This window comes from Flindersiella endophytica (assembly GCF_054779015.1).
This window is the reverse complement of the sequence record NZ_BAAGYY010000009.1, coordinates 126,925-145,905: the sequence shown is the minus strand read 5'-3', so window position 1 is coordinate 145,905 and position 18,981 is coordinate 126,925. Positions and strand designations below refer to the sequence as shown.

15 protein-coding genes are annotated in these 18,981 nt (G+C 68.9%); 12 read left to right on the top strand and 3 right to left on the bottom strand.

All coding sequences use genetic code 11. The features are described 5' to 3' along the window. Positions 1–118 precede the first annotated feature (118 nt). Entirely contained in the window at positions 119–2,278 is a 2,160-nt protein-coding gene (locus ACYVF6_RS05955; RefSeq protein ID WP_460516772.1) for a polyphosphate kinase, read from the bottom strand. 161 nt (positions 2,279–2,439) lie between these two features. Further along, on the bottom strand, positions 2,440–3,216 hold the full coding sequence (locus ACYVF6_RS05950; RefSeq protein ID WP_460516770.1) for a winged helix-turn-helix transcriptional regulator: 777 nt from the start codon (positions 3,214–3,216) through the stop codon (positions 2,440–2,442). 84 nt (positions 3,217–3,300) lie between these two features. Here ACYVF6_RS05950 and ACYVF6_RS05945 point away from each other — a divergent pair, with 84 nt between their 5' ends. The 10 genes from ACYVF6_RS05945 to ACYVF6_RS05900 all read left to right on the top strand — a co-directional run bounded on the left by ACYVF6_RS05945 (position 3,301) and on the right by ACYVF6_RS05900 (position 14,239). Then, positions 3,301–3,573: a MoaD/ThiS family protein gene (locus ACYVF6_RS05945; RefSeq protein WP_460516767.1), complete on the top strand. Its 273-nt coding sequence runs from the start codon at positions 3,301–3,303 to the stop codon at positions 3,571–3,573. A 59-nt stretch (positions 3,574–3,632) separates the two neighbouring features. Beyond that, positions 3,633–4,244, top strand: a complete 612-nt coding sequence (locus ACYVF6_RS05940; protein ID WP_460516764.1) for a sigma-70 family RNA polymerase sigma factor — start codon at positions 3,633–3,635, stop codon at positions 4,242–4,244. Next, on the top strand, positions 4,241–4,981 hold the full coding sequence (locus tag ACYVF6_RS05935; protein ID WP_460516761.1) for a zf-HC2 domain-containing protein: 741 nt from the start codon (positions 4,241–4,243) through the stop codon (positions 4,979–4,981). The genes ACYVF6_RS05940 and ACYVF6_RS05935 overlap by 4 nt, the downstream gene beginning before the upstream one ends. 55 nt (positions 4,982–5,036) lie before the next feature. Further along, positions 5,037–5,969, top strand: coding sequence for a nucleoside hydrolase (locus tag ACYVF6_RS05930; RefSeq protein WP_460516758.1), 933 nt, complete (start codon positions 5,037–5,039; stop codon positions 5,967–5,969). Between the two features lie 241 nt (positions 5,970–6,210). Continuing rightward, entirely contained in the window at positions 6,211–7,536 is a 1,326-nt protein-coding gene (locus ACYVF6_RS05925) for a glycosyltransferase (RefSeq protein ID WP_460516755.1), read from the top strand. Positions 7,537–8,291: 755 nt separating this feature from the next. After that, entirely contained in the window at positions 8,292–9,143 is an 852-nt protein-coding gene (locus ACYVF6_RS05920; RefSeq protein ID WP_460516752.1) for a sulfurtransferase, read from the top strand. Next, positions 9,140–9,457, top strand: coding sequence for a DUF1416 domain-containing protein (locus ACYVF6_RS05915; protein ID WP_460516750.1), 318 nt, complete (start codon positions 9,140–9,142; stop codon positions 9,455–9,457). The genes ACYVF6_RS05920 and ACYVF6_RS05915 overlap by 4 nt, the downstream gene beginning before the upstream one ends. Before the next feature lie 26 nt (positions 9,458–9,483). Continuing rightward, positions 9,484–9,975 carry a TlpA family protein disulfide reductase gene (locus ACYVF6_RS05910; RefSeq protein ID WP_460516748.1) on the top strand — a complete coding sequence of 164 codons (492 nt, stop codon included), beginning with the start codon at positions 9,484–9,486 and terminating at the stop codon, positions 9,973–9,975. Then, a complete protein-coding gene (locus tag ACYVF6_RS05905; RefSeq protein WP_460516745.1) occupies positions 9,975–10,418 on the top strand; it encodes a DUF4395 domain-containing protein in 444 nt (147 codons plus the stop codon). The genes ACYVF6_RS05910 and ACYVF6_RS05905 overlap by 1 nt, the downstream gene beginning before the upstream one ends. A 56-nt stretch (positions 10,419–10,474) precedes the next feature. Continuing rightward, positions 10,475–14,239: a hypothetical protein gene (locus ACYVF6_RS05900; protein WP_460516743.1), complete on the top strand. Its 3,765-nt coding sequence runs from the start codon at positions 10,475–10,477 to the stop codon at positions 14,237–14,239. Between the two features lie 3 nt (positions 14,240–14,242). Here the strand turns inward: ACYVF6_RS05900 and ACYVF6_RS05895 are convergent, their stop codons facing one another. After that, complete coding sequence (locus ACYVF6_RS05895) at positions 14,243–15,187, bottom strand: UDP-glucuronic acid decarboxylase family protein (protein WP_460516740.1); 945 nt, start codon at positions 15,185–15,187, stop codon at positions 14,243–14,245. 211 nt (positions 15,188–15,398) lie between these two features. Between ACYVF6_RS05895 and ACYVF6_RS05890 the strand changes: the two genes are divergently transcribed. Both ACYVF6_RS05890 and ACYVF6_RS05885 read left to right on the top strand, forming a co-directional pair. Then, positions 15,399–16,934 (top strand): sugar transferase, encoded by a 1,536-nt coding sequence (locus ACYVF6_RS05890; protein ID WP_460516737.1) that lies wholly within the window; start codon positions 15,399–15,401, stop codon positions 16,932–16,934. Between the two features lie 137 nt (positions 16,935–17,071). Then, on the top strand, positions 17,072–18,934 hold the full coding sequence (locus ACYVF6_RS05885; RefSeq protein WP_460516735.1) for a glycosyltransferase family protein: 1,863 nt from the start codon (positions 17,072–17,074) through the stop codon (positions 18,932–18,934). Positions 18,935–18,981: the final 47 nt, after the last annotated feature.

Here is an 18,981-nt window from a genome sequence, read left to right as displayed (position 1 = left end):
CATCCACGCTGGCTGCGTTGTCGTCGATCGCCGGAGGCCCCTCCTGGCTCCTCCTCCGCCTTGTCAGCGCGGCGCCATGCGCCGCGCGCTTGACCGGCGACCCCTTGGAATAGATCGTCTAGCGGCGGCGCTGGGCCTGAGCGATCAGCTGTTCCTGCAGGTCGACCAGGGGTACGCCGTCGCTGTCGCGGTGGTGGCGGGTCCAGGTGCCGTCGGGCTCGAGGTGCCAGGACGAGGTGTGCTCATCGAAGGCGAGGTCGAACAGTTCACCGATCGTCGCCACGTGGTCGGGGCGGATCAGGCGGACGAGCACTTCGAGGCGCCGGTCGAGGTTGCGGTGCATCAGGTCGGCGGAGCCGATCCAGATCTCCGGTTCGCCCCCGCCGTCGAACCAGAACGCGCGGGAGTGTTCCAGGAACCGGCCGAGCACGCTGCGGACACGTACGGTCTCCGACAGGCCGGGCACGCCCGGCCGGATCGAGCAGATGCCGCGGGTCCAGATGTCGACCGGGACGCCGGCCCGGGACGCACGGTAGAGCGCGTCGATCGACGCCTCGTCGACCAGGGAGTTGACCTTCAGCCGGATCCGCGCCGGACGGCCCGCCTGGTGGTGGCGGATCTCCTCCTGGATCCGCTCGACCAGCCCGGCCCGAACCGACCGCGGCGCGACCAGCAGCCGCCGGTACTCCTGCGGCCTGGCGTAGCCCGACAGGTGGTTGAACAGCTCGGTCAGGTCCTCGGCGACGGCCGGGTCGCACGACAGCAGCCCGAAGTCCTCGTACATCCGGGCGGTCTTCGGGTGGTAGTTGCCGGTGCCGATGTGGGCGTAGCGCCGCAGCCCGTCGGGCTCCTCGCGGACGACCAGGCAGAGCTTGCCGTGCGTCTTCAGCCCGACGAAGCCGTAGACCACGTGGCAGCCCGCCTGCTCCAGCGTCCGCGCCCAGCGAATGTTGGCCTCCTCGTCGAACCGTGCCTTGATCTCGACGACGACCAGCACCTGCTTGCCGGCCTCGGCCGCGTCGATCAGCGCGTCGACGATCGGCGACGCCGTGCTGGTGCGGTAGAGCGTCTGCTTGATCGCCAGCACCTGCGGGTCGGCGGCCGCCTGCTCGACGAACCGCTGCACCGACGTCGAGAACGAGTCGTACGGGTGGTGCAGGAGCACCTCGTGCTGGCGTACGACGGCGAAGACGTCGGCAGGCATGGCGCTCTCGACCTCGGCGAGCTCGCGGTTGACGCCGGGAATGAACTTGGGGAACTTCAGCGAGTCGCGGTCGACGTCGGCGATCGTCGACAGCTCGGTGAGGTCGAGCGGCCCCGGCAGCGCGAACACCTCGCCGCGGCTGATCCGCAGCTCGGAGATCAGCAGGTCGAGTACGTGGTCGTCGATCGACGCCTCGACCTCCAGCCGCACCGGGGGGCCGAAGCGGCGCCGCAGCAGCTCGGCCTCGAGCGCCTTCAGGAGGTTCTCGGCGTCGTCTTCCTCGACGTCGAGGTCCTCGTTGCGCGTGACCCGGAACATGTGGTGCTGCAGCACCTCCATGCCGGGGAACAACTGCTCGAGATGCGCCGCTATCACGTCCTCGAGCAGGACGAACCGCGCGATGCCGGTGGCAGCGTCGCGGTCCGGGTCGAGCGGGACGAACCGCGGCAGGATCTGGGGCACCTTGACCCGCGCGAAGTGCTCGCCCTTGGTCTCGGTGTTGCGCACGATCACCGCGAGGTTGAGCGACAAGCCGGAGATGTACGGGAACGGGTGCGCCGGGTCGACCGCGAGTGGCGTCAACACGGGGAAGACGCGCTCGCGAAACAGCGTGTGCAGCTTGCTGTGGTCCTCCGGATCGAGGTCGTCCCAGCGCAGGATCTCGATGCCTTCCTTGGCCAGCATCGGCTGCAGGACGTCCCGGAACAGCGTCGCGTGCCGCGACATCATGACGCCGGTGGCGGACCAGATCGCCTCGAGCTGCTCACGTGGCGTCAGCCCGGACGCCGCCCGCACCGCCACGCCGGCGGCGATCCGCCGTTTCAGGCCGGCGACCCGCACCATGAAGAACTCGTCCAGGTTGTTGGCGACGATGCTGGCGAACCGGACCCGTTCGAGCAGCGGCAGTGCGGGGTCTTCGGCGAGCTCGAGCACCCGGACGTTGAACGCGAGCCACGACAGCTCACGATCGAGGAATCGGTCGTCGGGCAAGCCTCCGGCGGTGACGTCGTAAGGGGGTTCCACGTCGTAGGAGGGCACTTCGTGCCGGCTCAGTTCGCTGCTCACGTTGTCCATTTCACCTCCGGGCTTTCAACCATGCTCACACCTGTTGGTGAATCTGGGGTAAAGCAAACGTCACCGCCCGCCGGATTGTCCGGCGGGCGGTGTGCGAAGTCAACGTTGACGGCCGAGTCGGCCAGCCCGTCCTGGCAGGCCGTCTCGGTCAACGGTCCCGATCAGACGAAACGCTCGACGGGCGACACGTCCTCGGTCTCGACCGGTGTCCGGCGCTGCTCCTGCTCCTGCTCCGTGTCGTCGTCGGGCAGCTGCTGGCCGGTCTGCTGTGGTACGAACCGGTAACCCACGTTGCGAACGGTGCCGATCAGCGCTTCGTGCTCGGGACCGAGCTTCGCGCGCAGCCGGCGGACGTGGACGTCGACCGTCCGGGTGCCACCGAAGTAGTCGTAGCCCCAGACCTCCTGCAGCAGCTGCTGCCGCGTGAACACGCGACCGGGGTGCTGCGCGAGGAACTTCACCAGCTCGAACTCCTTGAACGTCAAGTCGAGCGTGCGGCCGCCGAGCTTCGCGGTGTAGCTGTCCTCGTCGATCACGAGCTCGCCGCGCCGGATGACCTGCGGCTGGTCGGCCTCCGCGGCGCGCTGGTTGAGCCGGCCGATCGCGAGCCGCAGCCGGGCGTCGACCTCGGCGGGGCCGGCGGTGTGGACGAACACGTCGTCGATGCCCCAGTCGGCGGTGACTCCGGCCAAGCCGCCTTCGGTGACGATCGCGATCAGAGGTACGGTCATGCCAGTCGTCCGCAGTACGCGGGTCAGGCTGCGCGCTTGCGCCAGCTCGCTGCGGGCGTCGACCAGCACGGCATCGGCCGGGCCGACGTCGAGCAGGGCGGTGGCCTCGGCTGGGGCCGCGCGTACGTGGTGAGCGAGCAGGCCAAGCGCCGGAACGATTTCGACCGAGGGCTGCAAGGTGTTGGTGAGCAAGAGCAATGTGCTCACGGCGGCTCCCTGGGGTCAGACGGACCTGGCATGCCCGGCTGACCGCACTGTCTCCCAGGTCCAGTTGCAGGAAGAATAACTGATGTGGGCGAGTTCGTGAATAGCATCACAATCCGTTATTGGGCCGCTGCGAAGGAAGCCGCGGGTCTTACGGAGGAAACAGTGCAAGCCGAAACGCTTGCCGACGCACTGGACACCGTGCGCGAAAGACATGCGGACCGGGTCCGTTTTGGACCGGTTCTGGCCATGAGCTCGCTGCTCGTCGACGACCAGCCGGTAGGCAAGCGTGACCATGCGTCAGTCACTCTTCGTGACGGCTCGCAGGTGGAAGTGTTGCCCCCCTTCGCCGGGGGGTGATTGGTACGAGCTGTGGAAACTCCGCAGTTCGGCGCAGGTAGTCGTGGCAAGATCACCCCGTGCCGGATGAACCCAGCGGGCCGCCCAACCGTGAGAAGGGTGTGGGCGCGGCACCCCGGACAAGTCGTACACCTCCACCGCCCACGGCAACCGCGGACGACGAGGTCATCCGGGCCTTGTACGCCGAGCACGCCGGACCCCTGTTCGGATACGTGCTGAGGCTGGTCCGCGGTGACCGTCAACGGGCGGAGGATGTCGTACAGGAGACGCTGTTGCGTGCCTGGCGGCATCCGGAGGCGCTCGATCCTGCCCGCGGCTCGCTTCGCGTATGGCTTGGCACGGTTGCCCGCAACATCGTCGTCGACGGGGAACGTGCCCGCCGGGCGAGGCCGCCCGAGGTCGGCGAGGAGGCACTGGGGCTCCTTCCCTCTGGCGAGAACGAGATCGAACGGGCAATGCTCGCGTGGGAGATCATGGAAGTCCTGAGTCAACTGGCGCCGCATCATCGCGAAGTGGTGCTGGAGGTTTACTACCGCGGCAGATCCGTCGCGGAGGCGGCCGCCAGCCTCGGCATTCCGTCGGGCACGGTGAAGTCGCGGACCTACTACGCCCTGCGTCAGTTGCGGTTGCTCCTCGAAGAGCGCGGGATGACACCGGAGGTGGCGCTGTGAGCACGTGCGCCGACTTCCGGGAGTCGCTCGGCGCCTACGTCCTGGGCGCGCTGGAGCCGGACGAGGCGGCCGCCGTCGAGGCGCACCTCGAGGAGTGCGAGCGCTGCCGCGACGAGCTGGTGGAGCTGAGCCCGTTGCCGCCGCTGCTCTCGCTGGTCACGCTCGAGCACGCCAGCGCCGCCGCGATGGGCAGCGCGCCGCCGATGCCGTCCGAACTCGCTCTGCCCAGGGTCCTGGCGCAGGCGCGGAAGGAACGGGAGGCTCAGGCCCGGCTGCGGCGCCGCACGCGCGTACTGACCGGCCTGGTCGCTGCCGTGGCCCTCGTTCTGGCCGCCGGAACGGGCGCGTACGTCGGGGCGCGCTTCTTCGGTGCGGCTCGCACGGTGATGGTGCAGCCGACCGAGCGACCCTCGCCGTCGCCGACCAAGGTGCGGGAGACCAAGACCTGGCAGGGCCGCGACGCGAAGACGAACGTGTCGGCGAAGGCTGTGCTGACGAAGTTCTACTGGGGCACCGAGGTCGACGCCACGATGAACGGCATGAGGAAGGGCGACATCTGCATGATCCGCGTCATCGACCTCTACGGCCGGGAGTGGGATGCGGGCAGCTGGATCGTCAACGAGAGGACCGTCGACCTGCAGTGGGCGGGCGACGTGGCCGTGCAGTACGACGATGTGGCGCGCGTGGAGATCTGGAACGGCGCGACCGACCACAAGCTGCTCACGCTGAGCAGCTAGCTCCGCCTCCCGGCCGCCCGCCGCCGGAGCCGGGAGGAACTGGCAGGCTGGCCGGGTGGCGACTCCGATCATTCTCGACTGCGACCCCGGTCACGACGACGCTGTGGCGATCCTGCTGGCCGCCGCCAACCCCGCGATCGACCTGCTCGCGATCACCACGGTCGCGGGCAACCAGACGCTCGAGAAGTGCACGCTGAACGCCCGCCGGATGTGCACGGTCGCGGGTATCGGCGACGTACCGATCGCGGCCGGGGCGGCCGCTCCGCTGAACCGCCCGTTGCGGGTCGCCGCCGACATCCACGGCGAGTCGGGGCTGGACGGGCCGGCGTTCGGTCCGCCGGCCGTCGACGTGGTCGAGGAGACGGCCGTGGAGCTGATGCGGCGGACCCTGCGCGACCATCCCGAGCCGGTGACGCTGGTGCCGACCGGCCCGCTGACCAACGTCGCGACGCTGCTGAGCGAGTACCCCGACGTACGGCAGAAGATCTCGCGGATCGTGCTGATGGGCGGGTCGACCGAGCGCGGCAACGTGACGCCGGCCGCGGAGTTCAACATCTTCGTCGACCCGGAGGCCGCGGCGGTCGTGTTCGGCTCCGGCCTGCCACTCACGATGATCGGCCTGAACGTGACCCACCAGGCCCGCGTGACGCCGGAGATCGTGGACCGGCTGCGGGCACTGGGTACGCCCGTCGCGGAGGTGTGCGCGACGCTGATGACGTTCTTCGCCGATGCGTACCGTGACCGGTTCGGCTTCGGATCGCCGCCGCTGCACGACCCGATCGCGGTCGCCCAGGTGATCGACCCGGCGCTCGTGACCTGCGTCGACGCGCCGGTGACCGTGGAAACCTCTGGTGAACACACGCTGGGCGCGACCGTGGTCGACCTGCACCACGTCACAGGATGGCCGGACAACGCCAAGGTGGCGGTGTCGGTGGACGTCGACGCGTTCTTCGACCTGGTGGTCGGAGCGGTGGCGTCGTATGCGTAACCCGACGTTCCCGAAAGATCAGTGGGATCCCTGATTCCGTAGAGTTCACCCCCGCGCCACTATGTGCAAGGCGTAACATGCCAGGCTTACCAAGCGGGGTCGTTTTTCGGCTCCCGTCTGTACACGCAGTCCACTGTCGGCCGACGCAAGGAGCCGGTCCATGGTCCTCCGCCCGTTGCTGGAGGCGCGGCGAGTACGCCGTTCGTTATTCAGTTCGGCCGCAAGGGAGCGGTCGCTTACGGTGCTGGACCCGGCCCTGGTCGCCAGGGCCAAGCCACCGACCCTCCGGGTCGCGCATTTCGTCGACACGTACCTGCCGCGCCGCGACGGCATCGTGACGTCGTTGCAGGCGCTCGCCGAGGCGATGGGTGAGCTCGGGCACGAGAGTCTCATCGTGGTGCCGCGCCACCCCGACCAGCCCGACGACGACCGGTTGTTGCGACTGCCGTCCTTGCCGTGCGGCGTGGCGCAGTTCCGGCTGGCGCCCTGGCCACGCAACAAGCACGTCGAACAGATCGCACACTGGCTGCCGCACGTCATCCACGTGCACACGCCGTTCACGGTTGGCCTGCTCGGTATCCTCGCGGCCCGGCGCCTGGGGCTGCCGCTGGTCCAGACCTACCACACTGACCTGCACGGATACGCCCAGGCGTACCGCCTGCCGGCGCCGGCGCTGGAGGCCGTGACCCGCTGCTACGCCATGCGGTTGAGCAGCCCGAAACCGGAGCTGCCGCGCGGTGTGCCTCGCGCCGAGCGCCGCGACAAGATCGTCGATGCCTGCAACGAGGTGCTCTACGGCGAGGCCGACGCGGTCCTGGTGCCGACGCCCGCGATCCTGACCCGTCGCAAGCTGCCCGTCGAGGACGATCGGATCTACCTCGCCCCGAGCGGGGTTTCGTTACCGAAGGTGCCGGCGAGCGCGCGGATGAGCTTCCGCGCCCGGCACGGCATCGGAGCCGACGAGCCCGCGGTGCTGTTCGTCGGGCGGGTCAACCATGAGAAGGGGATCCCGCTGCTGACCGAGGCGTTCGGGAGGGTGCTCCGGGCGGTGCCGAACGCGCGGCTGGTGCTGGTCGGCGCGGTGTACGAGCAGCGGTGGGTCACTGGCCTGCTCGATCGAGCAGGCATCAGCGGCCGGACCGTTCTGGTCGGGCAGGTGCCGCCGGAGCAGGTGGCCGAGGCGTACGCCGCCTGTGACCTCTTCGCGTTTCCGTCGCTGACCGACACTCAGGGTCTGGTGGTGCAGGAGGCGGCGCTGGCCGGGCTGCCCGCGGTGCTGGCCGATCCCGCGCTGCACGCGAGCGGGCCGCTCGCAGGTGCCAGCGTGCTGGGTGGGGCTACGGCTGAGGGGTTCGCGGCGGCGATCACCGAGTTGCTGACGACGCCGGAGCGGCGGGTGGAGCTCGGGCGGGCGGCACAGGCGATGGCGGAGCAGAACACGCCCGCGACGTTCGCGCGGCGGATGGAGCAGGTGTACGCGCAGGCTGTGAGGCGGGGAGCGTCGGCGGTGCGGTTGAGCCGGGAGGGGCGGCGGATTCCGTTCCGGTCTCGGCGGGCGATTGCCTGAGCGGCGGTCTGGGCTGGGGTCTGCTTTCTGGCTTTGGGCTGGGGTCGCTGTTTGGCGGTCTGGGCTGGGGTCTGTTGTTTGGTGGCCGTGGTTGGGGCGGCTGGATTGGTGGCGGCGGCGGAGTTTGTTTCGGCGGCCCCTCCAAAGTCAAGACGCTGTCTCACGGCGGCGAGCGCATCGTTTTGAGGCCTGTGTTTGTCTGCTGGGTTCCTGTGCCGCCGTGAGACAGCATCTTGACTTTGGAGCCTCTGCCGCCTCAATCGCTTCGCTCTGGGGTGGTCAGGCTGCGCCTGACCACCGTCTCCCGCCGCCGCCACCAATCCAGCCGCTCTGGCCGTTCCGTGCGCCTGTTCGGTCGCCTGCCGTCGTTACCAATCCAGCCGCTCGGCTGACCCTGGCGCTTCGGCTGCTCGTTTCGGTCACGGCCGCTCCGGCTCCGGTTTGCCCCTTGCTCTCGCGGCTCCGGCTGTCCGGATTTCGGACAGGTTGGCCCACTATCTGGGATGACGATTACCAGCACGTGACAGTTCTTGGTTTTGGTCCGTACTCTGGCCACGTGCGTACGCTCCTCTTGACCAAGCGTCGTGCGGTTGATCACTGCCGCACGAGCACCTGCCTGTGTCCTACCTCCTGACGAGGCGGCGTACTTCTCTTCTCCCTTTCTGCGCCGCATGAGCGCAAGTGAACACGGCGTAATCGCGTCCTGAGCACATTTCTCTAAGTAATCAAAAGGCTCCTTGCCTAGGAGGTTCCACATGAGTCGTGATGCCGTCCTGGTCTCTTCCGACTGGGTAGAGCAGCACCTGGACGATCCCAATGTCGTGCTGATCGAGGTCGACGAGGACACGTCCTCGTACGACAAGGGGCACATCAAGAACGCGATCAAGCTGGACTGGAAACAGGATCTGCAGGATCCCGTTCGGCGCGACTTCGTCGACAAGCAGCAGTTCGAGGCGCTGCTGTCCGGGCGTGGCGTCGGAAACGACAACACGGTCGTGCTGTACGGCGGCAACAACAACTGGTTCGCCGCGTACGCCTACTGGTACTTCAAGCTCTACGGCCACGGTGACGTGAAGCTGCTCGACGGCGGTCGCAAGAAGTGGGAGCTCGACAGCCGTGAGCTGGTCGAGGCCGCCCCGGAGCGCGCCAAGACGCAGTACCACGCCAAGGACCCCGACCTCAGCATCCGCGCGTTCCGCGACGAGGCTGTCGCCGCGATCGGCGTGCAGAACCTCGTCGACGTGCGGTCGCCTGACGAGTACGCCGGCCGGCTGCTGGCCCCGGCGCACCTGCCGCAGGAGGTTGCGCAGCGGGCCGGGCACATCCCGACCGCGGTCAACGTGCCGTGGAGCAAGGCGGCCAACGAGGACGGCACGTTCAGGTCCGACGACGAGCTGCGCGAGATCTACGGCGAGGCCGGCGTCGACTTCGCCAAGGACACGGTGGCCTACTGCCGGATCGGCGAGCGGAGCTCGCACACGTGGTTCGTGCTGCACGAGTTGCTGGGGCAGCCGAACGTCAAGAACTACGACGGTTCCTGGACCGAGTACGGCTCGCTCGTGGGCGTGCCGATCTCGCTGGGTGACGAGCCTGGGAGTGCTTCATGACCGCACAAGCTGACGGCTGCGGCGCGCCGACCGGTGGCGCCTCGTTCGCCGGTGTCGACCTCGACAAGGAAGCCGTGATCACGGGCGTCGTGAGCCGCGACGCGCAGCCAGTGGGTGGCGCGTACGTCCGGCTGCTCGACGGTACCGGCGAGTTCACCGCCGAGGTGCCGACGGGTGACGACGGTGTGTTCCGGTTCTTCGCCGGCCCCGGCACGTGGACGGTGCGCGCGCTCGCGCCCGGAAACGCCAAGGCGGAAGGCTCCGTCCAGGCCGAGATCGGCAGCATCGCCCAGGTCAACCTCGCGCTCGCCTGAGGCGATGACCTACTGATGGCTGTGACATGACCACGGGAATCGTTGTCCTCCTGGTCGCGCTGATTGCCGCGACGGTGCTCGGGATCGTGCACCGTCGCGGCAACGGCCGGTTCCGTGAGACGGCTGTCACTCCGGAGGTCGCTCCGGACCAGAACCAAACCCCCGTTGAGGAATCGGCCGACGACGTGCTTACCGCTGACGACCTGCATGCCGAGCTCGGCGACCGCGCCACGCTCCTGCAGTTCTCGTCGGCGTTCTGCGCGCCGTGCCGGGCCACCCGCGTTCTGCTCGCCGACATCGCGGGCAAGGTGCCGGGCGTCAGTCACGTCGAGCTGGACGCGGAGTCCAACCTGGAGCTCGTCAGGCGACTCGACATCCGGCGCACGCCGACGGTGCTGGTGCTCGACCATGCCGGCCGGATCGCCGTACGCGCATCGGGCCTGCCGAAGAAGGCGGCCGTGCTGTCTGCCTTGCAGAGTGTGCTCGAGGTTCCGATCGAATCCGTCCAGGAGGCATGATGCCGGAGACCCGGACCAAGCAGGTCGACCAACGGGGTATGCGCTTCTCGGCAGCTCTGACGCTCGTCGTCCTGGCGGTCGCCCTGATCCTCGCGAACCCTTACCTGGTTGCGTTCCAGGCGTTGATGTTCGCCTTCGGCGTCGGGCTGGGGCCGGCGAAGTCGCCGTACGGCCTGCTCTACCGCTACGTCGGGCGCAAGTTCATCAAGCCGGGTGAGCCCGAGCCGGAGGCGCCGCCGCGGTTCGCGCAGGGCGTCGGGCTGGCGTTCACGATCGTGGCCCTGATCGGCTACCTCGCGGGCGCGACGCTGTTCGGCTCGATCATGCTGGCCTTCGCCTTGATCGCGGCCTTTCTCAACGCCGTCTTCGGCCTCTGCATCGGCTGCGAGGCTTACGTTCTCCTGCTGCGGCTGTTCCGCCGCAGCGCTCCAGGCGCCGCCTAGCCCACCTAGTACCCTGCGGTGATCTTGCGGGAGATTACCGAGGCGCTGGGGGCAGCATGCCGCTTGAAACCGGGTTGGTTGGGCGTGACGATCTGGTCTCGCTCGTCGAACTGCTGATCGAGCGGCGGGCCCGGCAGCCCTTACCGATCGTCGTGGCGTTCGGGCCCGGTGGCAGTGGCAAGACCGAGTTGCTGCACCACCTGCGCGGCCGCCACCGGCCGGCGGCACCCGTCGCGTACGTCGACCTGGACCGCACCGGCACGGGCTCGGTGAAGGCGATCCTCGACGTCGCGTACGGGCGGCTGCACGGCTACTTCAACAAGGGCTTCGGCCGGCTGCCGCTGCCGCGCTACACGCTGGCGAGGGCGGCGCTGGCCGCGCTGCCACCCGCCGGCGAGCGCAGCGACCAGAGGGCCCGGAGCCTGATCGGCTCGCAGGTGCGCGGGCTGTCGCGCTTCACCGAGATCGTGAGCGACTCGGGCGAGGCAGCACCCGCCGGCGCCGCGGTCACCCGGTTGCTGACCAGGCTGCTGGCGCCACTGCTGCGCTGGCTGATCGTGCTGGCCGTGATGACTCCGACGCCGCTGCGCAGGCTGATCGGCACCAGCGGCGCCGTGCTGCAGTGGTACGAGCGGGTCGGTGGGCCGATCTTCGAGCTGCCGGCCGGCTGCCGGGCCGACGCGGTCGTCCACGAGCTCTGGGAACTGGCCGCCAGCGCGGAGGTCGCCGACCGCGAGAAGCTGGACCGGCTGCTCGTCCGCGCGTTCCTCGCCGACATCAAGGCGGCCTACCGCTGGCAGCGGCACCGCAAGGTCAACACGCTGTTCCTGCTGGACAACGCCGACCTGCTGCCCGGCGCGGAGTCGCGCCGTTTCACCGGCAGCGGCGGCGCCGACTTCCTCGCGCTGCTCGCGGAGACGATGGCCGCCGACCCGGAGGTGCCGTTCTTCGTCGTCGCGGCCAAGCAGGCGACGCCGGACCAGCCCGACGTACTGGAGGCACCTGGCCCGGAGGACGCGAGCCAGGCCGCGCAGCCGGCCGAGGAGGAGCTGCTCACCGAGGCCGAGAAGCACTACAGCCGCTGGCGCAGGGACCACGATCCCGCCAACCACGACTCGATCTATCTGGCCGCGAAGCTCCGGCCGTTCACGCTCGCGCAGACCCGCCAGCTGCTCGCCCGGCGGAACGCGTTCGAGAGCAAGACCGTGGAGACCCGGGCGACGGTCGAGCACCTGCAGGAGGTCACGCACGGGCATCCGCTCGCCGTCTGGGCGCTGTACCGGCGCGACCGGTTCCGGCCGGCGCTGCGCGACATCTACGACGAGGGCGTCGACTGGGGCGAGGGTGTGTCGCCGCGCTGGACCCGGACCTGGCGCGGGCTGCTGCTGTGGCGGTTCCTGCACCGGCTGGACGACGTCGAGCCGTTCGAGACACTGCCGGGTACGCCGAGGGAACAGGACACCGACCGGTCGATCGCGCGCCGCGACTACCTCGCGCGGCTGGCCGCGGCGCGCGAGCTCGACGTCGCGACCGTACGCGTGCTGGCCGGCGTCAGCGAGTCGGAGGCCCGCCGCCGGCTGCGGATCATCGCGACGTTCAGCTTCGCCGACCGGGTGCCCGGCGGCGGGCTGCGCCTGCATCCGTTGCTGCGCGACCTGCTCGTGCCGGTGCTGGGCCGGCAGACCGAGCCGGACGGCGACCCGTCGTACCTCGCCGTGCACGATCGCCTGCGCGCGCACTTCGCCGGGCGGCCGGGCCGTGAGGCCGACCACCTGTACCACTGCCTCGCGATCGGCGACACGCACACGGTCGCCGAGCAGCTGCGGCAGCGGATCGACGCCGGCGACGAGACCTGGCTCTCCGACCTGCTGCAGGCGACCCAGGCACCCGCGCTGGACAAGAGCAGGCGACGGTGGCGCGACTGGATCGAGGCACGGGTCAGCCGGCGTACGTTCGACCGGTTCGCCAACCCCGACCTGGTGCGGATCGAGGAGCTCGTCCAAGCGCTGTGGGTGCTGCGGTCGTGCACGAGCCTGGTGCCGCAGCACCACGGCCTTTACGACAAGGCGATCGGGGCGCTCGACGCAGTGGTCGAGACCGGCCTGGCCGAACGGCAGGGGACGGTCGACGAGTTGCTGGTGGAGTACCAACGGCGTCGTCAAGCATTGCTTGACGATGCGGCCGCCGAGCCATCGCCCGACCTGTCGCAGTTCGCGCGGCCCGTTCCGAGCCGGCCGTATCCGCACGTCTGGCCACCCCGGCACTTCTTCCGGCGGCTGGCCGCGCTGATGTCGTTCGTGCTGGTGCTGGGCTACGCCGCGATCTACCTGTCGTATCCAGTGGTCTACTGCAACCGGCCGAGCGTCTTCGATCCGGCCGGTGTCGTGGGCGACGTGCTCGATCCCGGACTCGGCCTGCGAAACCTCGACGGGCAGTGCATCGGAGTGTCGGACCGGCCCGGCGCGTTCACCGCGAACCGCCCGCTGAACCCCGACGACCGCGAGGTCGTCGAGCTCGCCGGGCTGGTCGCCGCCGAGAACGAGCGGGTCGCGGACTTCGTGAAAGCCGACCACGACTTCACCTACGTCACGGTCGTCGTCGCCACGATGCTCAGCTCGAAGGAGACCTCGGGTGGCGACCAGGCGGCCGGTATCAACGAGCTGCGCGGTGCGTATCTCGCCCAGAAACAGTGGAACCTGCTGGACACCAAGTCCAATCCACCACCGGTCCTGCTCCGGATCGTGCTGGCGAACTTCGGCGGCAACTCGGACGAGGCGAAGGGCGTCGCGCTGCAGATCCGTGAGCTGGCCGACCGCGACCCGACCGTGGTCGCCGTGTCCGGCATGGGGCAGACCCGGGAGGACACGGTGAACGCCGCCAAGTCCCTCGGCGAGCCGGACCACGGCGTCGCCATGGTCGGCTCGGTTCCGTCCGGCGGAGACTTCACCGGACTGCTCTATTTCGTGCGGATCGCTCCACCGAACGAGTACCAGGCCAAGATGATGTACGAGTTCATGCGCGCCCGGCCGGAGCTGAACCGCCCCACGCGCTACTTGTTCGTCGACAACGACGACCAGTACAGCAAGGAGCTTGCCAACGAGTTCCAGGAGCACGACCCGGACGCGGATCGGCTGAGCTACAACTCCTCCTCGCGTGACACCACGACCTCGCTCCGGAGGCTGGTCGATGCGGTCTGCGTGAAGGACGGCCAGGACCAGCCGGCGAGCCCGCTGATCGTCTACACGGGTCGCACCAGCGAGTTCTCCAGCCTGCTGAAGGCCCTGCGCGGCGCTTCGGACTGCCGGGACGTCCGGGTGCTCGGCGCGGACGATCTCTCCCAGCTGGAGACGGAGAACTTCCAGCAGCTGCAGGGCGACGAGGAGTTCGCCGACGGCAAGGTCTACTTCACGACGTTCGGGCCGTCCCGCCTCGGCTGGAGAGGGATGTTCCGGGCCGGGATCCCGGGCAACGTGGAGAGCTTCTTCGACGCGTACGACCAGCTGCGAAGGGCACCAGACGTTGCCGGCAAGGCGTATCGGTCCGACACCAACGGCCACATCATGGCGGCGTACGACGCGATCGGCCTGATCATGCGCGGCGTCGGCGACCAGCAGCCGAAGAACCGGGAGGAGGCGTTCCGGAAGATCCGGGCCGCGACGCCCTACTCGGGGGTGTCGGGGCGGGTGGTGTTCAGGCCGCCGCCGCGGGGCGAGCCGGACACCGGCGCCGACCCGGTGGACAAGCTGATCGTGCTCCAGCGAGTCGTGGACCGGGACGGAACGCTTTCGTCGGAGTACGTCGAGAGCAAGGGCTACCCGTAGCCGCTACCCGAGCTCGGGATGCGTGCTGAACCACTCGACCGTACGCCGAAGACCTTCCTCCACAGGAGTTTTCGGTGCCCAGTGCAGCTCCTTGGTGGCGAGTGCGATGTCGGGCCGGCGCACGCCCGGGTCGTCCTCGGGGCGTTCGATGTGCGCGATCTCCGAGCTCGATCCGGTCAGCTCGATGATCCAGCGGGCCAGGTCGAGCATGGACAGCTCGTGCGGGTTGCCGATGTTCATCGGGCCGGGGTGGTCGGAGTGCAGCAGCCGCGTGATGCCTTCGATCGTGTCGTCGACGTAGCAGATCGAGCGGGTCTGGTCGCCCGTCCCGGCGACGGTGAGCGGCTCGCCGCGCAGGGCCTGCCGGATGAACGTCGGGATCGCGCGGCCGTCGTTGGGCCGCATCCGTGGCCCGAACGTGTTGAAGATGCGCACGATCGCGGTGTCGAGGCCGCGCGCTGAACGGTAGGCCATGGTGAGCGCCTCGGAGAACCGCTTCGCCTCGTCGTAGACACCGCGTGGGCCGACGGGGTTGACGTTTCCCCAGTACGTCTCCGGCTGTGGATGGACCATGGGGTCGCCGTAGACCTCCGAGGTCGACGCGAGCAGGAAGCGGGCGCCCTTCTCCCGTGCCAGCCCGAGCGCGTGCTGGGTACCGATCGAACCGACCTCGAGCGTCTCGATCGGCAGCTGAAGGTAGTCGATGGGTGACGCAGGAGATGCGAAATGCAGAACCGCGTGGACCGGACCACGAACATGGACGTATTCGGTGACATCGGTGCGAATCAACCGGAATGCCGGATCCTCGATCAGATGCTCGACATTCTCCGGTTTTCCGGTCAGGAAGTTGTCCAGGCAGATGACTTCGTAACCATCCGAAAGCAAGCGCTCACACAGATGACTGCCCAGGAAGCCGGCGCCCCCGGTGACGACTGCGCGCGAAACCATTGATCAGCGCCTCCATTGCAGCAGCTCGTACCAAGACTTGACCCACGCACCGTAATAGTTGCGGTGAACACTATGTCGCCTGGGAGTTGGCCAGGTTTAGGCTGTTCCGGGTTGTCGGTGCCGCCAGCTTTCGCACGATGGCAACCAGACGGTCAACTCGAGAGTGAAATAGGAAATCCACAGGCTAGGTCCGGGGGACGGACAGGCGAATATGGTGACGCTGAGGGACCTCAACGAGCCACGGCTCGGCACCAACCTCGATGCTGGAGGCGAACCGCGGTTCGAGTTGCCCGCGGGCGGCACCGGCATCAAGGGCATGCGGTGGTACGCCGCGGTGGTCGCCGTGATCGACCTGGTGCTGATCGGGGTCGCCGGCATCACCGCGCTCTATCTCCGTTTCGGGCTGCCCGCCGACTCCGCGATCGCCGGCCAGTGGCGTGGCGCCAACTTCGCCGGCGTGCCCTACACCGTTGTCACGTTGCTCTTGGCGTTGCTGTGGGTCGGCGTGCTGGCGCATCGCGGCGGTTACGCCGTGCGCACGTTCGGTGCGGGAACCGACGAATACAAGCTCATCATCAGCGCGAGCTTCCTCGCGGCCGGCCTGGTCTTCATCCTCTGCTATCTCGGCAAGATCGAGCTGTCCCGCGGCTACCTCGCGCTGGCGTTCCCGTTCGGCGCCGCGTTGATCGTCTGCTGGCGTTATATCGCGCGCAAGTGGCTGCACTGGCAGCGCAGGAAGGGCCGGTTGACGCATCGCGTGCTGCTGGTCGGCATGCCTGCCGGTGTCGCCGAGCTCCACGAGGTGATGCGCCGCGAGCCGCAGATGGGCATGGTCGTCGTTGGCTGCTGCCTGCCCCGGTTGTCCAAGGATCCCGGCGACGAGGTCAAGGATCAGGGCCTGCCGATCCTCGGTCACCTCGACGACGTACGTCCCGCCGTGGAGAAGTCCGGCGCCGACACCGTTGTCGTCTCGGCCCTGCCCGGCCGCTCGTCGCGGCTGCTGCGGCGGCTGTCGTGGTCGCTGGAGGGGATGGGTATCGACCTCGCGGTCGTGCCGTCGCTGACCGACGTCGCCGGGCCGCGCATCCACGTCCGTCCGGTCGCAGGGCTTCCGCTGCTGCACGTCGAGGAGCCGGAGTTCAGCGGCGCCCGCCGGATCGTGAAGTCGGTGTTCGACTGGGTGCTCGCGTTGCTGTTCACGATCTCCGCGCTGCCGCTGGTGGCCGCGATCGCGCTGGCCATCAAGCTCGACGACGGTGGACCGGTCTTCCTGCGGCAGACCCGGGTCGGCGTGCACGGCATGGAGTTCCAGTGCTGGAAGTTCCGTTCGATGGTGGTCGACGCCGACCGCATGCTCGACCAGCTTCGCGACCAGAACGAACACGACGGCTTACTGTTCAAGATGCGCGACGACCCGCGCATCACGCGCGTCGGCAAGGTGATTCGCAAGCTGTCGCTCGACGAGCTGCCGCAGCTGTTCAACGTGCTGCGCGGTGAGATGAGCCTGGTGGGCCCGCGCCCGCCGCTGCCGTCGGAGGTCGAGCTCTACGCCGAGGACGTTCGCCGGCGGTTGCTCGTGAAGCCTGGCATCACAGGGCTCTGGCAGGTGTCCGGCCGGTCCAACCTGTCGTGGGACGACTCCGTACGCCTGGACCTCTTCTACGTCGAGAACTGGTCGCTGTCGAGCGATCTGATCATTCTGGGCAAGACGCTCCGGGCCGTGCTGAGCCGCGACGGCGCGTACTGACGAACCAGTCAGGCCGCGCGTACGGCGCGTACCGGTGCGAATCCGGTATGTGATGCGCTACAGTGCGCCACGTTGTGATTACGGTACGGGCAATAGAGGATCTGCCGGCTCAGCGCGTCGCCGAGCCTGGCCAAGGTGTGAGCGGTGTCGCGTCCAACGGTTCCAGCGCTGACGCGGAGCACGCTGCCATCCTGCTGAGCGAAGCTCGCCGGCAGCTGGCCGAGCAGGCACACCAGTTGCGTTGTCTCGCCTGGCGGCTCGACTCGTTCGAGCGCAGCCGGGCCTGGCGGATGGCCGCCGCCGTCCGCGAAGTGGTCCGCCGGCCGTCGCGGATCGCGCGGCTGCCGTACGAACTGCGGCTCGCCCTGAAGGCCCGGCCGCTCACCGACGGCGCAGCCGAGCCTCCCGCGCAGATCGAGGAGAGCGATCCCGGGCTGCTGCCGGCCCGGCGTCCCGACCTGCCGGTCCAGGTGCGGCACCCGTTGCGGTTCGGCATCACCGCTGCCACGATTCTGTCCCCGGCGTCGGCCGCCGGCCTGCGCTTCGAGTGGCGGCAGGCCGATCTCGAGGCAGGCGACTGGCAACGCCGGCCGAAGCGCATCAAACCCAACCTCCTGCTGGTCGAGACGGTTCCGCGTGAGCACCCGTGGTCGAACCTCCTGCGCCGGCGGTTGGGCGAGGCCGAGCGGTTGCTCGACTGGTTCCACAAGCGCGGCATCCCGACCGTGCTGTGGAACACCCTCGGCCCCGGTGAGGCCGAGGCCTACGACCGGATCGCGCAGGACTTCGACCACGTCTTCACCGTCGATCCCGACAGCCTGCCGCGCTATCGCGCGTTGCTCGGGCACGACCGGCTCGGCGTGCTGAAGCCCGCCGTACAGCCGCGGCTGCACAACCCGGCATCCGTTCCAGGCAGTCGATATCTCGACGTCCTCGCGATCAGCGACCTCTGGAACGCCGACCTCGAACGGGTCTCGCGGACGGCCTACAAGGTGTTCAGCTTCGACGACGCCGATGTACCGCCGACCGTCCTGCCGCGCGAGGTGCTGGAGTTCATAGCGTCGGGCACGCCCGTTGTGAGCACCGAGCATCCCGCGCTGGCGCGCGAGTTCGGCGAGTCGGTGGTGTTCGCGCCTCCCGACGAACGCGCCGGCCTGCTGCGAAACCTCCTCGGCAGCGCCCACCTGCGCGACCGGCTGGCGCACCGGGCACAGCGCACGGTTTTCGAGCAGCACACCTATGGTCATCGGGTCGACGCGATCCTGCAGGCGATCGGATCGGGCGGCCTGGCGGCCGCGCACCGGAGCGAGCCGCGGCCGGTTTCGGTGGTCGTGCCGACGATGCGGGTTGCGCAGGTGGCGCACGCGATCGACCAGGTGGCCCGGCAGCGCTACCAGCCGTTGCAGCTCGTGCTGGTGCTGCACGGTGTCGACCTTTCCGTCGACGACGTACGCGAGCAGGCGTTGTCGGCCGGGCTGGAGTCCGTTGTGGTGCTGGAGGTCGACGGCTCGCAGTCGTTCGCCACTGCCTGGCGGCGGGGTGTCGGGGCGGCCGACGGTGCGGTGGTCGCCCGGATGGACGACGGCAACCTCTACGGCGAGCACTACCTCACCGACCTGGTGCAGGCGTTCCGCTACACCGACGCGGGTGTGGTGGGGAAGCTCGCGCACTACGCGCATGTCCAGGGCAGCGGCGCGACGGTGTTGCGGTATCCCGGGCAGGAGCACCGCTACACCCGGACCGTCCACCCGGGCACGCTGGCGATGCGTTCGGACGTGCTGCGAGCCGTGCCGTTCGACGAGCGTTCCAGCGACGTGAGTGCGGCGTTCCTGACGAGTTGCGAGGCCGACGGGGTGCGGATCTACGCCTCGGACCGGTTCTCGTTCGTGTGGTGCCGGCAGGGCGACTACCGCAGGCCGTGGCGGGTCGACGAGGGCGACGTGCTGGGCAACGGGCGGGTGGAGTTCTTCGGCTACCCCGACCGGCACGTCAACATCTAGCCACACGCTGCGGCAGACACTCACACGGTTCACCTCTATGCTCACGG

Bases quoted from the DNA above. Each gene is read 5' to 3' on its own strand.
- ACYVF6_RS05955 (WP_460516772.1), bottom strand. From the start codon at position 2,278: ATGGACAACGTGAGCAGCGAACTGAGCCGGCACGAAGTGCCCTCCTAC.
- ACYVF6_RS05920 (WP_460516752.1), top strand. From the start codon at position 8,292: ATGAGTCGTGATGCCGTCCTGGTCTCTTCCGACTGGGTAGAGCAGCAC.
- ACYVF6_RS05915 (WP_460516750.1), top strand. From the start codon at position 9,140: ATGACCGCACAAGCTGACGGCTGCGGCGCGCCGACCGGTGGCGCCTCG.
- ACYVF6_RS05910 (WP_460516748.1), top strand. From the start codon at position 9,484: ATGACCACGGGAATCGTTGTCCTCCTGGTCGCGCTGATTGCCGCGACG.
- ACYVF6_RS05905 (WP_460516745.1), top strand. From the start codon at position 9,975: ATGCCGGAGACCCGGACCAAGCAGGTCGACCAACGGGGTATGCGCTTC.
- ACYVF6_RS05900 (WP_460516743.1), top strand. From the start codon at position 10,475: ATGCCGCTTGAAACCGGGTTGGTTGGGCGTGACGATCTGGTCTCGCTC.
- ACYVF6_RS05895 (WP_460516740.1), bottom strand. From the start codon at position 15,187: ATGGTTTCGCGCGCAGTCGTCACCGGGGGCGCCGGCTTCCTGGGCAGT.
- ACYVF6_RS05890 (WP_460516737.1), top strand. From the start codon at position 15,399: ATGGTGACGCTGAGGGACCTCAACGAGCCACGGCTCGGCACCAACCTC.